This is a genomic window from Aphanothece hegewaldii CCALA 016 (genome assembly GCF_003007785.1).
Classification (GTDB): domain Bacteria; phylum Cyanobacteriota; class Cyanobacteriia; order Cyanobacteriales; family Microcystaceae; genus Chroococcus; species Chroococcus hegewaldii.
Window position 1 is genome coordinate 189,206 of the sequence record NZ_PXOH01000005.1, and the last position, 14,529, is coordinate 203,734.

General features: G+C 37.6%; 17 protein-coding genes. 9 read left to right on the forward strand and 8 right to left on the reverse strand.

Going from position 1 to position 14,529, the window contains the following annotated elements; all coding sequences use genetic code 11:
- Window positions 1-38: 38 nt before the first annotated feature.
- Entirely contained in the window at window positions 39-1,493 is a 1,455-nt protein-coding gene (locus tag C7H19_RS06855; protein ID WP_106456150.1) for a DASH family cryptochrome, read from the forward strand.
- Between the two features lies 1 nt (window position 1,494).
- On the opposite strand, the gene C7H19_RS06860 is transcribed toward C7H19_RS06855, so the two are convergent.
- Complete coding sequence (locus C7H19_RS06860; protein WP_106456151.1) at window positions 1,495-2,601, reverse strand: DegT/DnrJ/EryC1/StrS family aminotransferase; 1,107 nt, start codon at window positions 2,599-2,601, stop codon at window positions 1,495-1,497.
- Between the two features lie 112 nt (window positions 2,602-2,713).
- Window positions 2,714-2,968 carry a hypothetical protein gene (locus tag C7H19_RS06865; protein WP_106456152.1) on the reverse strand — a complete coding sequence of 85 codons (255 nt, stop codon included), beginning with the start codon at window positions 2,966-2,968 and terminating at the stop codon, window positions 2,714-2,716.
- A 227-nt stretch (window positions 2,969-3,195) separates the two neighbouring features.
- Between C7H19_RS06865 and C7H19_RS06870 the strand changes: the two genes are divergently transcribed.
- On the forward strand, window positions 3,196-4,146 hold the full coding sequence (locus tag C7H19_RS06870) for a GGDEF domain-containing protein (protein WP_106456153.1): 951 nt from the start codon (window positions 3,196-3,198) through the stop codon (window positions 4,144-4,146).
- Window positions 4,143-4,916: an ABC transporter permease gene (locus C7H19_RS06875; RefSeq protein ID WP_106456154.1), complete on the forward strand. Its 774-nt coding sequence runs from the start codon at window positions 4,143-4,145 to the stop codon at window positions 4,914-4,916. The genes C7H19_RS06870 and C7H19_RS06875 overlap by 4 nt, the downstream gene beginning before the upstream one ends.
- Here the strand turns inward: C7H19_RS06875 and C7H19_RS06880 are convergent.
- Window positions 4,913-5,512 carry a PIN domain-containing protein gene (locus tag C7H19_RS06880; RefSeq protein ID WP_106456155.1) on the reverse strand — a complete coding sequence of 200 codons (600 nt, stop codon included), beginning with the start codon at window positions 5,510-5,512 and terminating at the stop codon, window positions 4,913-4,915. The genes C7H19_RS06875 and C7H19_RS06880 overlap by 4 nt on opposite strands.
- 220 nt (window positions 5,513-5,732) lie before the next feature.
- Between C7H19_RS06880 and C7H19_RS06885 the strand changes: the two genes are divergently transcribed.
- On the forward strand, window positions 5,733-6,809 hold the full coding sequence (locus tag C7H19_RS06885; RefSeq protein ID WP_245927349.1) for a spore photoproduct lyase family protein: 1,077 nt from the start codon (window positions 5,733-5,735) through the stop codon (window positions 6,807-6,809).
- 132 nt (window positions 6,810-6,941) lie between these two features.
- Here the strand turns inward: C7H19_RS06885 and C7H19_RS06890 are convergent, their stop codons facing one another.
- Together C7H19_RS06890 and thiO are read right to left on the reverse strand one after the other, a co-directional pair.
- A complete protein-coding gene (locus C7H19_RS06890) occupies window positions 6,942-7,136 on the reverse strand; it encodes a DUF6887 family protein (protein WP_342752266.1) in 195 nt (64 codons plus the stop codon).
- A gap of 2 nt (window positions 7,137-7,138) precedes the next feature.
- Window positions 7,139-9,085, reverse strand: a complete 1,947-nt coding sequence (gene thiO / locus C7H19_RS27005; protein ID WP_106456157.1) for a glycine oxidase ThiO — start codon at window positions 9,083-9,085, stop codon at window positions 7,139-7,141.
- A 135-nt stretch (window positions 9,086-9,220) separates the two neighbouring features.
- On the opposite strand from thiO, the gene C7H19_RS06900 reads away from it, so the two are divergent.
- From C7H19_RS06900 to C7H19_RS06920, 5 genes are all read left to right on the forward strand, one after another.
- The gene (locus C7H19_RS06900; protein ID WP_106456158.1) at window positions 9,221-9,508 is read left to right on the forward strand and encodes a ssr2422 family thylakoid membrane protein; all 288 of its coding nucleotides are present in this window, start codon (window positions 9,221-9,223) and stop codon (window positions 9,506-9,508) included.
- Window positions 9,509-9,638: 130 nt separating this feature from the next.
- Window positions 9,639-10,214, forward strand: a complete 576-nt coding sequence (gene yqeK / locus C7H19_RS06905) for a bis(5'-nucleosyl)-tetraphosphatase (symmetrical) YqeK (RefSeq protein WP_106456159.1) — start codon at window positions 9,639-9,641, stop codon at window positions 10,212-10,214.
- 101 nt (window positions 10,215-10,315) lie between these two features.
- A complete protein-coding gene (gene rsfS, locus C7H19_RS06910) occupies window positions 10,316-10,741 on the forward strand; it encodes a ribosome silencing factor (protein ID WP_106456160.1) in 426 nt (141 codons plus the stop codon).
- Window positions 10,742-10,751: 10 nt separating this feature from the next.
- Window positions 10,752-11,252 carry a CGLD27 family protein gene (locus C7H19_RS06915; RefSeq protein ID WP_106456161.1) on the forward strand — a complete coding sequence of 167 codons (501 nt, stop codon included), beginning with the start codon at window positions 10,752-10,754 and terminating at the stop codon, window positions 11,250-11,252.
- A gap of 34 nt (window positions 11,253-11,286) precedes the next feature.
- Entirely contained in the window at window positions 11,287-12,243 is a 957-nt protein-coding gene (locus C7H19_RS06920; protein ID WP_106456162.1) for an asparaginase, read from the forward strand.
- On the opposite strand, the gene C7H19_RS06925 is transcribed toward C7H19_RS06920, so the two are convergent.
- From C7H19_RS06925 to C7H19_RS06935, 3 genes are read right to left on the reverse strand one after another with little or no spacing between them, the layout of a single operon-like run.
- Window positions 12,230-12,976, reverse strand: a complete 747-nt coding sequence (locus C7H19_RS06925) for a segregation/condensation protein A (RefSeq protein ID WP_106456163.1) — start codon at window positions 12,974-12,976, stop codon at window positions 12,230-12,232. The genes C7H19_RS06920 and C7H19_RS06925 overlap by 14 nt on opposite strands.
- Before the next feature lie 11 nt (window positions 12,977-12,987).
- Window positions 12,988-13,518 (reverse strand): hypothetical protein, encoded by a 531-nt coding sequence (locus tag C7H19_RS06930; protein ID WP_106456164.1) that lies wholly within the window; start codon window positions 13,516-13,518, stop codon window positions 12,988-12,990.
- Window positions 13,519-13,540: 22 nt separating this feature from the next.
- The gene (locus C7H19_RS06935) at window positions 13,541-14,521 is read right to left on the reverse strand and encodes a bestrophin family protein (protein ID WP_106456165.1); all 981 of its coding nucleotides are present in this window, start codon (window positions 14,519-14,521) and stop codon (window positions 13,541-13,543) included.
- Window positions 14,522-14,529 lie beyond the last annotated feature (8 nt).

Here is a 14,529-nt window from a genome sequence, read left to right on the forward strand (position 1 = left end):
TATTTTCTCAGATTGAGAACGAACTCGCTTTTTAAATCATGACGCAACAAAGAATATTAATTTGGTATCGTAACGATTTACGAATTCATGATCATGAGCCTTTGTATCAAGCTTTAAAAGAAAAAGCTCAGATTATTCCTTTTTATTGTTTTGATTCTCGTCAATTTGGTCAAACTCCTTTTGGTTTTCCAAAAACAGGAAGCTTTCGTACACAATTTTTACTCTTCAGTATTACTAATTTAAAAAACTCCTTACAAAAGTTAGGGAGTGATTTAATTATCCGTCAGGGGAAACCCGAAAATATTATTACTGATTTGGTCAAAACTCTAGAAATTTCTACTGTTTATTATCATCAAGAAGTTACTGCAGAAGAATTAGCAGTTGAAAAAGCTTTAGCGAAAAATAATATTAAGATAAAAGGATTTTGGGGAACGACGCTTTATCATCCCGATGATTTACCTTTTGAGATTAATCAATTACCTGAACTCTTTACTAATTTTCGCAAAAAAGTCGAAAAAGATTTTATTATCCGTCATACTTTTCCTTTTCCTAAACAATTACCGTCTTTACCTGAAATCGATGTTGGAACAATTCCAAGTTTTGAAGATTTAGGTGTAGAAAAACCTATTCTTGGCGAAAAAGGAGTACTTATCTTTCAAGGAGGAGAAACAGCCGGTTTAACCCGATTAAAAGACTACTTTTGGCACAAAGATAGTTTAAAAGTTTATAAAGAAACTCGTAATGGAATGTTAGGATCTGATTATTCTTCTAAATTTTCTGCGTGGTTATCTTTGGGTTGTTTATCTCCTCGTTATATTTATGAACAAGTCCAAAAATACGAATCAGAACGCATTAAAAATGATTCAACTTATTGGTTAATTTTTGAATTATTGTGGCGCGACTTTTTTAGGTTTATTTGTGCTAAACATGGTAATAAAATTTTCTATCTTTCTGGGTTACAAGGATTAGATATTCCTTGGAAAGTAGATGAGACACGCTTTAAAATTTGGCAAGAAGGAAAGACGGGTTATCCTTTAGTAGATGCCAATATGAGGGAATTATTAGCAACAGGTTTTATGTCAAATCGTGGACGGCAAAATGTGGCTAGTTTTCTAACTAAGAATCTCGGTATTAATTGGCAAATGGGTTCGGAATGGTTTGAATCTATGTTGATCGATTACGATGTTTGTAGTAATTGGGGTAACTGGAATTATACCGCAGGCGTGGGAAATGATGCGAGAGGTTTTCGTTATTTTAATATCCCTAAACAGTCAAAAGATTATGATCCTAATGGAGAATATCTTAAATATTGGCTACCCGAATTAGAATCAATTCCAGGTGATAAAATTCATGAACCTTGGAAGTTATCCCAAGAAGAACAAAAGCGATATGGAGTGATTTTAGGGGTGGATTATCCGCGTCCTGTGGTTGATTTTTTTAAATCGGTTCAGGACAACGAAAAAATTTATAATGGAGCAATAAGCCGTAAATAAATTAAGATAAACAATCTTTTAAACAATAAACAACTTGTTGTTGTTCTTCGATGGTTAAATCAGGAAACATCGGTAAAGATAGCACTTCATAGGATGCTTGTTCTGAATTCGGAAGTTGTCCAATCTGATATCCTAAATCTTGATATACGGGTTGAAGTTGTAAGGGTATAGGATAATAAACCATCGAAATTACTCCCATTTGTTGTAATTTTTCTCTAACTTCATCTCGATGAGAAATCATAATAGTATATTGATTCCAAACATGATGACCGCCTAAAATCGCTTGAGGTAGTTTAAGATTAGGCAACGGTGAAAGTAATTCTTGATATCGGTTAGCGACTGCTTGACGCTGTTGATTCCATTGATCTAAATAACGGAGTTTTACTTGTAGAATAGCCGCTTGAAGCGCATCCAGACGACTATTAATTCCCATGACATCATGACGATAACGAACCGAACTGCCATGCTCTCTTAACATCTTAACTTGAGAGGCGATCTCGCTATCATTAGTTGTAACTGCGCCACCATCGCCACAAGCTCCTAAATTTTTCGTGGGAAAAAAGCTAAAACAACCGATATGACCAATACTACCAACTTTTTGACCGTTCCATGATGCTCCGGTCGCTTGAGCGCAATCTTCGATAACATAGATCTTGTGTGCGATCGCAATTTCCATCAACTGTGTCATATTGACAGGTTGACCAAATAGGTGTACTGGAATAATCGCCTTTGTGTTCGGTGTAATGGCGTTTTTAACTTGAGTTAGATCAAGATTAAAAGTATCTAAATCAATATCGACAAAGACTGGTTTTGCCCCCGTCATGGTGACTGCTTCTGCGGTTGCAATGAAAGTAAATGGAGAAGTAATCACCTCATCCCCTGTACCGATGTTTAAAGCACGTAGCGCGAGATACAACGCGTCAGTACCAGAATTACAGGCAATACAATGATTTACGCCTGTATAGTCAGCAAAATCTTTTTCAAAATCCGTAACAGCAGCACCACCGACATAGTAACCAGAACTAAGAATCTTTAAAACGGCTATTTCTGTTTCTTCGCTAATCGAGCGATATTGACGGGCTAAATCAACAGGGGGAATTTTATTCACTCACTTGATACCTAAAACTTATCCTTATGAAACCAAATTTTTTGCAAAAAGGGAATAGCTCCCCCAAAATTTGTTATCAGGAATTTTTTTAATACAAGTGAACTATAAAAAATTAAAGCTCGGAGGCTGTATCAGGTGCAATAATTAGTCCAGCATCTTTATGATAATCGGTGGTTGATTTCAGAATGTCATTAAAGCTGTTGAACTCTACACCAATTGATTGACAGGCTTTTTTAAGTTCGGATTCAAATGCGTTAATATCTTGCTCATAACCACATCGATTGGATGCTACTTCAATTCCATCATTACCATTTGCTCTGGCACAGTCAATTAGTTCAGTACCTTTTAGAGGGGTGGGTGTCATCATTGGGTATAGCTCACTACTTTTAGAACTTTTTCATAGATTTTAATTGATAGAAAGGATTAAATTCTTCTATTTTAGGGAATAGATGAGCTATATCTGAAGTGAGGTTTATTTTAACAATTGAGTCATGTTTTTGCTCAGATTTTAGATCATTATCGTAGAATAGAAAAGCGTGTTTTTAACTCATGAACTTTTCAAAAAAATACGAAATTTAGAGAGTACAAGACAATATGATGGATATCTATCCATATCCCGACTTTAGTACAGCCTCAGTAGAAGTTTTAAAATACCTTTCTCAGCGTCTTAATTTCAATTTGTGGATGGTTACGCGGACAGAAGGCAGTGATTGGATTGTACTTAAAGCCGAAGATCATGGTTATGGAGTAAAAGAAGGAACCGTATTTCGCTGGGCTGATTCTTTCTGTAGTCAAATGGTGGCAGGGCGAGGCCCAAGAATTGCTCCCTGTGCGTCGGCTGTACCAGCTTATGCAGCAACCCCGATCGCACAACAAGTTACAATTGGGGCATATGTTGGTATACCTCTACTCTTAGAGAGTGGTGCTTTATTTGGTACACTCTGCGCTATTGATCCGAGTCCTCAATCACAAGCGATCGCGGCTGAGTTACCATTAATTGAATTATTAGCCCGTTTGCTTTGTAGTCTCCTCGACAATGATTTAAAACTCACTGAGCAAATTCGCCGTACTGAAAGAGCGAAAGTAGAAGCGATGACGGATGTTTTAACGGGAATTTATAACCGAAGAGGTTGGGAACAATTATTAACAGCAGAAGAAAATCGTTGTCGTAGCTATGGTAATTCCGCTTGCGTGGTTTCGATCGATCTTGATGATCTAAAAAAGGTGAATGATACATATGGTCATGCAAGTGGCGATATATTGATTAGAAACGCAGCACAAATTATTAAATCTACAATACGCAAGCAAGATATTGTCGCACGAATTGGCGGTGATGAATTTGTTATACTGCTGGTGGATGCGGGTTGTGAAGATGGTTCAATCATAGTTGAGCGTCTCCACACACAGCTATTCACACAGGGGGTTCGTGCTTCTATAGGTTTAGCGTTTCGCAATCCATCTTTAGGTTTAGGTAATGCTTGGCAAGAAGCGGATCAAGCAATGTATATTTGTAAAAGATCTCATAAAGGAATGCTTCGCGGGTGAATGAGATTATTCAATTAGATCCAACTGATTTAGGTTTGGCACTGGGAATTATTGGGGTTGCGATCGCACTTTCTCGCTTTTCAAATCTAGAATTAGAAGGACAATTTATCATTGCAGCAGGACGATCAATATTACAATTACTCGTTGTTGGCTATGTGATTGCTTTCATTTTTGCTCTAAATAATCCTTTAGCGGTTTTGGGGTTATTGGGGTTGATGATGATGATTGCGAGTATTGTCGCACGTAACCGTATTGGTCAAAAAATTAAAGGTTTATTGCCCATTGTTGGCGGTTCTTTGGTGGTGAGTACTGTTTTAACATTGGGATATGTTTTAGCATTAATTATTAAACCCGATCGTTGGTACGATCCTCAGTATTTAATTCCATTAACAGGGATGATTTTAGGAAATGCGATGAATAGTGCATCTTTAGCGGGTGAAAGACTGAGCAGTGTGATTGAACAAAACCGCAGTAGCATAGAAACTCATCTTTGTCTTGGTGCAACCTCATATCAAGCGATTTCCTCCTATCAAAAAGAAGCGATCCGCGCTAGTTTAATTCCTACTTTAAATCAAATGATGGTCGTCGGTTTAGTTAGTTTACCCGGAATGTTTACAGGACAAGTTTTAGCGGGTGGCGATCCATTGAATGCGGCATCTTATCAAATTTTAATTCTATTTATGATTGCGTTTACAAATTTACTCACCGCAATTTTGATTACAGAAGGGGTTTATCGTCGCTTTTTTAATGCTAATACTCAGTTAGTTTAGAAATGATAAGTTATTTTGTTACTCACTTCTGAAACTTTTTTTTCATGAAATAAGTTATTAACTAGCTGATCAATCTCTGACTCACTGAGTTTCTCGTGTAGCAACAAAGATTTTATATGATGACGCAAGGTTTTTCGAGTTGTCGGACGTGAATTATTGATTTTGGCCAGATTTTCTAGAACTTTTTCTGTTAAATCTATTTGTTGAGTCTTATCTTGGCTTTTCTGTTTTAATATTTCAAGTAAACTTTGTATTCTTTTGCAGTTAATATTCTGTTTAGTTAGATATTTAATCAATGGTTCAAATCCTTTATCTTTCGATAAGATGATAAACGAGAGGTTATTATTACTAAGCTTGCCAAGATAAAAAGCAATATGAAAATCAAGTGAATTACTACCCGTCCCTTCTATTTGTATCCATTCTACTCGTTGACCTAATTTTTGAGAAGAAAGCACTAATTCAATAGGAATTTTATTTTGTGACTGTCCGACAAATATTTTAATTTCGATATCATGCTCTTGAATAATAGATAAATCAATATCTTGAATATTCTCGTAATCTATTAATAAAACAGTGTTTTTTAACTTTTTCCCCATATGGATAGCTTTCAGGTGATCTAACTTATAATCAGAACTAATTCTACATTTAATGATGACCACCTACTTAGTTTAAGTAAACTTTGTATTCTTTTGCAGTTAATATTCTGTATTGATTCGGCAATTACCATCATTAGAGAGTATAATCCGACCTCTCTCTCAACAGCTAATCACTCAGGTTTAGTTAATAATAAAGATAGATGTAGCAATAGGAAAAGCTTTGTTATTAGCTGAACTTGCAAAAAAAGAAACTAGCTCATCGGCGCGTCTGTGGATGCCTGAGCGCGTCATTTTTACTCCTGCTGCCCTTCAAGAACCTTGGGGACAACAGATCCTCAAAAGGGTAGAAGCACTAAACTTGCCTGTAGAAAAGCTCCCTCATAACCGACTCACTTCAATCAAAGGAGATGATGAGCGAGAAATTTATCGTATAGCTAAAAGTACTTTAGCCGTTGTCACTGCTCCGCCAAGTTCTTTTAAGCTTAGTCCAATTCCTCCTTCTGCTGACTGGCAATTCCATCTTGCTCAAGGTTGTCCCGCTCATTGTCAGTATTGCTATCTCGCTGGTAGTCTACAGGGACCTCCGATGATCCGTGCTTATGCCAATTTGCCACAAATCTTAGAGAATTTAAAAACCTATGCCAGTTCTTCAGACGTTACCACTTATGAAGTTAGTTGTTATACCGATCCTCTTGGTATCGAACATCTAACAGGTAGTTTAGCAGAATGTATCCGTTTCTTTGGCTCGTTTGAGGGGGGTCATCTCCGTTGGGTATCAAAGTTTGACGGAGTAGATAATTTATTGCATTTACCCCATAACGATCGCACTCGTTGTCGAATGAGTGTCAATGCTGCCCCACTTTCCCGACAATTAGAGGGGGGTACAGCCTCGGTAAATTCACGCCTTCAAGCATTGCGACGCTTGGCTTTACCGAAAGCACTCTATGGCGGTGGTTATCCTATTGGTTTAGTCATTGCGCCAATTATGCCGATGGAAAATTGGCAGTTACATTATCAAAATTTATTTGACTCGATTAGTACAGCAATAGACTTTGAAACTAATCTAACATTCGAGTTAATCACTCATCGATTTACTCCAAAATCGAAAGAAACTTTAGAAACTTGGTATCCTAATAGCAAGTTAGACATGGATGAATCGACTCGCGTCCTCAAACGGAACAAGTTTGGTAGTAGTAAGTATGTTTATGATTCCTCTTTGATGAAAACAATGCGCCGTTTTTTTGAGGAGGAATTACACAAACGTTTTCCTTTTGCTAAGATCCTTTATTGGACTTAGAGGGCATTGAGCCAGTTTTGAATAAAGGGAGAACATATAGGGATCTGATACAGTAAACTGTAGGGGTTTGGTCTCCAAACCCTATTCCTACATATTGTTTAGTAGAGACGTGATATATCGCGTCTGTAAAATTTATTGATCTTTTTGAATAGCGTTACGGAAAATGTCATCTAATTCTTGTTTACTCATGTCGTACGGAAAAGGATAAATTTTAGCATCAGGACTTCGTCTATTAACGAATAATTCTGTAATTGCATCATCATCGGTAGGATGTTGAAGGATATAACTTTTAAGCTTTTTTCGGCTCATTTGAGTAAAATCAGGCATAATTATCCAATAGTTCCTGTTAACGGAGAACTTGCACTCGCATAGTGTTTAATGGGCATTCTTCCCGCGAGATAGGCTAATCTTCCGGCAACTGTCGCCATACCCATCGCTTGCCCCATTGCGGAAGGGTTTTGAGCCAGTGCGATCGCGCTATTAATCAGTAGTGCATCAGCCCCTAATTCCATCGCGTAAGAGGCTTCTGACGGTGTTCCAATGCCAGCATCGACGACAACAGGGATTTTAGATTCTTCGATAATAATTGCGATATTTGCCGCGTTTTTAATGCCTTGACCCGATCCAATGGGTGATCCTAATGGCATGACTGTAACACATCCGACCTCTTCTAATCGTTTCGCTAAAAGGGGATCAGCATTAATATAAGGTAAAACCGCAAAACCTTCTTTAACCAATTGTTCAGCCGCTTGTAAAGTTCCGATGGGATCAGGTAAAAGATATTTCGCATCGGGAATCACTTCTAATTTAATAAAATTATTATCCTCTTGCCCTAATAATTTAGCCATTTCTCGACCCAAACGCGCTACTCTAATGGCTTCATCTGCCGTTTGACACCCGGCGGTATTCGGTAACATCCAAATCTTAGACCAGTCTAACGCTTCGGCTAGTCCTTCATGTCCTGGGGCTTTGGTTTGGACGCGACGCACTGCGACGGTAACAATACAAGAACCACTCGCTATGATACTTTGTCTCATTAAATCTAAATTGGCATATTTTCCCGAACCAGTCATCAAGCGAGAACGAAATTTACGTCCGGCAATGACTAACTCATCTGAAGGGGTAATGAGTTCACTTTGAGTATTTTTACCGTTGAAAATTGTTAAAGGCATAGCAGCAGAATTGAGCATAATAGGATTAGTAGAAGATTTTGGCGAAAAGCGGAAGTCTCTAAACTGATTTAATAGTGGATCGGTTTTGCCTTGTAAAACTAAATTTGCAATCAAAGAGGCCGTCACAGGAGCAAGTAAAATTCCATTCCGATAATGCCCCAGTGCCAAGATCAGATTATCACAAGAACTCGTTCCTAAAATGGGTAATTCGTCGGGAGTACCTGGGCGAAAACCCCACCAAGTTTCTTCAATTGGCCAATCTTTGAGAGGGGGATACAGTTGAATCGCACGACTCAAAAGAGTTTGTAAGCCATCGGGAGTATTACCCGTTTTCCATCCGACTTTTTCTGAGGTAGCACCGATGATTAAACGTCCATCCTGACGGGGGACTAGATAGGTTTGGGGACCGAAGAGAATCCGTTGTAAGGGGGGGATATTGTCCGAATCTATTGGCATTCTAAGGGCGGCCATTTGCCCTTTGATGGGATGTACAGGAATTGGTAATAGTTGACTCGCCCAAGATCCAGAAGCTAGAATATAGGTTTGGGCTTCGTATTCGCCGTTTGAGGTAAGAAGACTTTTAACTTTATGCTGTTGTTGTTGAATTGCTTTAACGGTAACGCCTTCAACTAAATCAACTCCTAAATTAATGGCCGCTTGACGCAACGCTATGACAAGCTTACGGTTATCGACTTGACCATCATCAGGATACCACCAACCGCCGACGACATCTAATCCTAGGTCGCTTTGATAAAGCTTAATTGATTCTTGATCTAGCCATGTATCATCTAAAGATGAGGGTTTTTCATAGACGAGTGAAAGAATGCCACAGGGATGATATCCCGTATCTAAGCCTGTCAAATCCTCGATTTTTCTCACCCATTCTGGATATAACCAACGAGATTTAAGACAAAGATCTAACAGAGAACTTGGGGGGATTTTCTCCGCATATGGGGCTAACATTCCTGCTGCTGCATGACTCGCCGCTTGTTGGAAATCTCGGCTAAGTACCGTCACAGATGAACCACGAAGTTTAAGATCAACTGCGATCGCTAATCCAATTATTCCCCCACCGATTACGATTATTTCATTTGTTGCGTTCATTTTTATTTCTCACAGCAGCCTATTTTTTATTTTATAAGATGCGTCTTAAATAATTAGATGAGTCGATGTTACTATTTCCTTAAGATTTCTCAATTGAGACGATACGATCAATATCAATCCAATGGGGTAACTCAAATGACTACTACACCAATACCAAACAACGAACCCACACTAACAGACGTAATCGTAAGAATTGATAAATTATCTACTGTTGTTGATAAATTATCTACCGATGTTGATAAATTATCTACCGATGTTGAAAGATTATCTAACGATGTTGAGAAATTGTCTACAGATGTAAAGCGTTTTGATGAAAGATTTGCTGACTACAGACAAGCGACACAATGGGTTGTACAACTTGCTTTCACATTAATTGCTAGTGCGACTATTACCGTAATCCTTACCTCGGTTTTCCGTAAATAATCGCTCATGAAGCAAAGCAAACCATAACATATTTTTATTCGATCAATCTAACCATCAACAATAGATAAATTTAGTATTTTTGGAGCAGTTAGTTAAAATAGTCTTATTCTATTGTGTAATAAACGGAGCTATGCGAGAGCAAGTCTTATCTTGGTTAGCGGAAAACGTTTCTGAACATCGTTTGCAACACATTTTGGGTGTGGAACAGATGAGTATTGATTTAGCAAAGCATCACCATTTAGACTACCATAAAGCAGGACAAGCGGGATTAATGCACGATTTGGCTAAATTTTTTAAACCCAGTCGATTATTAGAAATGGCTAAAGCGAATCACATAGAAATTGACCCAGTTTGTGCAGAAAATCCTCATTTATTGCATGCTGATGTAAGTGCGATCGTTGCTCAAAATGAGTTTGGCGTAACTGATGAAGAAATATTAACGGCTATCAGCAATCATACTTTAGGTCGGCCTGGGATGAGTGAGCTTAGTTGTGTTGTTTTTGTGGCCGATGCTTTAGAACCCAGTCGCGGCAATAGCATAGAATTAGAAACACTACGCCAACAAAGTAAAGAAAATCTTTATAAAAGTGTCTATCAAACCTGTGATTATTCTCTAAAATATTTATTAAACAGTTATCTAACAATCCATCCTCGAACTGTTCTAACTCGGAATTGGGCTTTACAAATTGTAAAACAACGAAGTTAAAAAAGTTTTATTGTCCCGAAAAAAAGAAAGAGTTAAAATAGAATAGAGAGAGCAAAATAGTTCAATTAATTATTATTGTAAATAGTAAACACAAGCACTGCATGATCAATCAAACACCATCTCCCAGACAAAATACTCATTTAATTGATTCTCCTTCGGTTCTAGATCATCAAACTGAATTATTAGTGCAAACGATCGCCGAAGCAGCAGACGAAAAAAAAGCGGCTGACATCACGATTTTAAGAACGACTGATGTTTCTTACTTGACAGATTACTTGATTATTATGACGGGTTTTTCAAGAACACAAATGAGAGCGATTTCTGAAGCAATCGAAGAAAAAGTCGCCCAAAACCACGAGAAAATCCCTTTAAGAGTCGCAGGAAAAACCGAAGCAAGCTGGATCTTACAAGATTATGGAGATGTGATCGTTCATATTTTATTACCAGATGAGCGAGAATTTTATAATTTAGAAGCGTTTTGGGGTCATGCTGAACGTATCGAGTTTTCCCCTATCCACTCTGTGTGAGCAAACTTCTATGAGAGAATCATCTTTAGATTTTTGTCCGGTTCCAACTGAACAGCAACCCGTCAATGAATACGAAGCATTAAAAGAATCTTGGTTTTTTCGGTGGGGTCTGTTAGAATTAATTCCATACTGCAAGAAATTAGCGTGGGTAGCATTTTGGGGACTATGTTTGATTGCACCCATCGCCGCCGCTAGTTTTCCACCACAAAAAGCTTTATTGAAGTTTCTGTTATCTAGTATTTTAGGGATTAGCATTTTTACGGGATTAATTTTGTCGCGCTTGTATCTCGGCTGGTTATATGTTTGCGATCGCCTACAATCGGATAAAGTGTTTTATGAAGAGTCTGGATGGTATGATGGACAAACTTGGACTAAAACATCAGAAATTTTAGCCAGAGATCGACTGATAGTTACTTACTCTATTCGGCCGATTTTAAATCGTTTGCAAAGGACAGCCCTTATATCAGGGATAATCATCACTAGCAGTAGTCTTTTATTGCTTTTCTTGTAAATATATCTATTCTTTTACTATAACCGAATTGCACATGACTAGGGGCAAACGTACTACAACCGCTAAAATTGCCGTCCATCTACTCAGAGAAGGAATTATCGAATCAATTCACCATGTAGAAGCCAGCGTCTGTGATAATAAAGGCAGAGTGCTTTTAGTGGCGGGCAATTCAGAGACTAATGCTTTTATTCGTTCTGCGCTTAAGCCCTTCCAAGCGTTAGCCGTTACCAGTACAGGAACTATAGAACGCTACGGATTGACAGACAAAGATTTAGCCATTATGTGTAGTTCTCATCAGGGAACTATAGAACAATCACGACAAGTTTTTAACATTCTCTGGCGTTCTGATGTAGATTCTAATGCTTTACAGTGTCCTATTCCTGAAGGGAAACAAAGTCCTTTACAGCATAACTGTTCGGGTAAACACGCAGGAATGTTAGCGGTTTGTCGTCAGTGTGATTGGCCATTACATAATTATCTCAACCGAAATCATCCTGTACAACAACTCATTCTAAATAAGATTTCTGAATTACTGGGAATGCCCGGTGATGAACTCATTAGTGCCCATGATGACTGTGGAGCCCCTACTTATTCCATGCAATTAGGTCAGATGGCACATTTGTACGCTCAGTTAGCCTCTGGACAAAATGTAGATTTAGAACGAGTTGAAAGAGCAATGACTTATTATCCGCGCATGATTGCCGGTGAGGGGTTATTTGACACCGAATTAATGCAATTAGCAGAAGGGGAAATTGTCAGTAAATCTGGTGCAGAAGGGGTACAATGTATCGGACGAGTTGGCGAAGGAATGGGTTTAGCGATTAAGGTTTTAGACGGTTCTAAACGGGCTAAATATGCTGTCGCTATTCATTTACTGCAACAAATGGGTTGGATTAGTCCAAATGTAGCGGAAACCCTAGCCGGCAAGTTTATGACTTTGAGTAAATATATGCGGCTCGAAGTGAATGGCGATACGTCTATGGTTTATTAATGGTCAAATCTTGATAAAAATCAGTTTGGCATAATTCGACTTTGGATTGAGAAGACAGCAATAATAACGCCCAAAAAATGGCTACTCGATCTTGATGTTGCTCGATGCCCTTTTTCTCGCTCCACCAGCTTAATAATTCTTCAAAATTAATCGAGTTTATTTCTCGCTGTATAAATTGTTGTTCTAGGAAATAATCTAATTCTGCGGCTAATTCGGTTAAATTTTCTTGGTGAGCGAGTTCGGTGATTGTTTTGAGGGTTTCTCGATGGGGTCGAACTTGTCGGGCTAAAACGGGTTTAGGTGCGCTTCGGGTTTCGAGTTCGCTGGCTATTTCTTGAAGTTGAGTAATAAGTTCTTGAAGGGTAACGCGTCGCTTTTGGACAGGTGGTACAGATGTTCGTCTACGAATGTGTTGCTCTAAACTTAAAGGTAAACGTCTGGTTAGATCCTCTTCCTCAAAGTTGACTAAATCTAAAATTTCCTCTTCTTCTGCTTCTGCAATACGTTCTAAGGTGTCTGCTTTGTATAAAACGAGCATTGATGCCCATAAAAAAGCTTGACCCGATTGAGGTAAGTTTGCTTGTACTAAAGCAGTATCAAGATCTTGTAATCCTAATTCACTTAAAAAACGATCGATGACTTCAATCACGGGAACATCCCAAGGATCAATATCGCCTTGAGAGGCCATATTAATCAGGGATGCGATCGCTTCTTTTGCTAAAGTAATAGCCATGATTTGTTTTTTTAGACTTCTAAACTTAAAAGAGATTGATAAATTGCCTCTTTTTGTTCCGTATCATATTTCCAACGTTTTAAGAAATCTGTGTATTCTCCTTTATTTTGTTCGAGACTTTCTTTAAGTTGGTTTAAATGATTAGATAATGTATCCGAAGGTAGTTGTTTAATTAGATGTGTAGTTCTGTGACGAACTTGATCCGATCCTTGTGCCATTTCTTGATCATCATTGCGTCGATGTAAGATTGCAGTTGCGGTAGACATAGCGAGATTTTTGACTAATAATTGACTAACAATTTCAGGAGAAGCTTTAAGAGCATTAATCACTTCAGGAGAGGGATGATCGGCTATTTTGTCAACAACCGTTAGATAGGTGACAAAAAAACCTCTAGCCCCGTTTTCGGTTTTTACTAATGCGACGATCATTGATTCAATCTCTGATGCTGATAGTTCATTAGTTTTCATTTTTAAGATCAGAGATTGTGTAATGTCTATCGCTTCTTCAAAAGACAAATTTTCTAAATTTTTATGACTAATCATATTTATTTACATACTTAAGTGTTTAATATTCTAACAAGGGTTGTTCTGATTCGGCATCTTGCTGGACTAAACTTTTATTATTGCTCCAATTTCTCACACTTGGCGCAAAAGAGATTAAATCTTCGAGATTAATTTTTATATTTTCGCAAATTTGATCTAAAGGTAAATCATTAGGATCTTTGCCAAAAGGATTTTCAATTTCTAAACCGATTTCCTCAATACCAAAAACAGTAAAACTGAGAATACCCACAACAATAGGAGTAGACCATTGTAGACGATCAACTAATTCAAAAGGTAAAGACAGACAGTAAAGAAATAAAAGTTGTTTAAGATGAATTGAATAGGCTAAAGGCAACGGAGTTCTAAGAATTCGTTCACAACCACCCAATGTATCAACCATCTGATCTAAGATTTTAGACATTGCTGTTAGTTGATAAGAATTTAGACAATTGCGTTGATATTGTTCTTGTAAATAATCTCCTACCAGAAAAGCTATTTCTAAAGGAATATGATTCATATGTTTAAGTTTTTCATATTTTTTATCTGTCATTAAATCTTTTAATTCTGAATAATTTGTCTCATCTCTTAAATGTAGTTTAGTCGCAACGGCAAAAGCAACTAAAAGATATAATATAGAAATTTTTCTGTTTCTATCTTCGGGAGATTCTTCAACAACAAAAACCCAAATCGCTCTAGTTAAATTGCGTATTTTATTATTGAGTTCTCCCCAAAGTTTGCGTCCTTCCCAAAACCGTTCATATGCGGTATTCGTGCGAAAAACTAATAATAATCCCAAAACTAAACTAGAAATAGTGCCATCAATGGGTAAAGCGACTGATTTGTAACCTATTGCATAAGCATAAGCTAAAATTAAAGCCAGAAATGAACAAAACATGACTCTAAAAAAAATAGATGGAATGACTGATCCTTTCAGACGAAATGTCGTTTTAAACCATGTTTTTTGTTCTTGATGATGTTGAGAGATTTTTTTAAAATTGCTCATAGTTATAT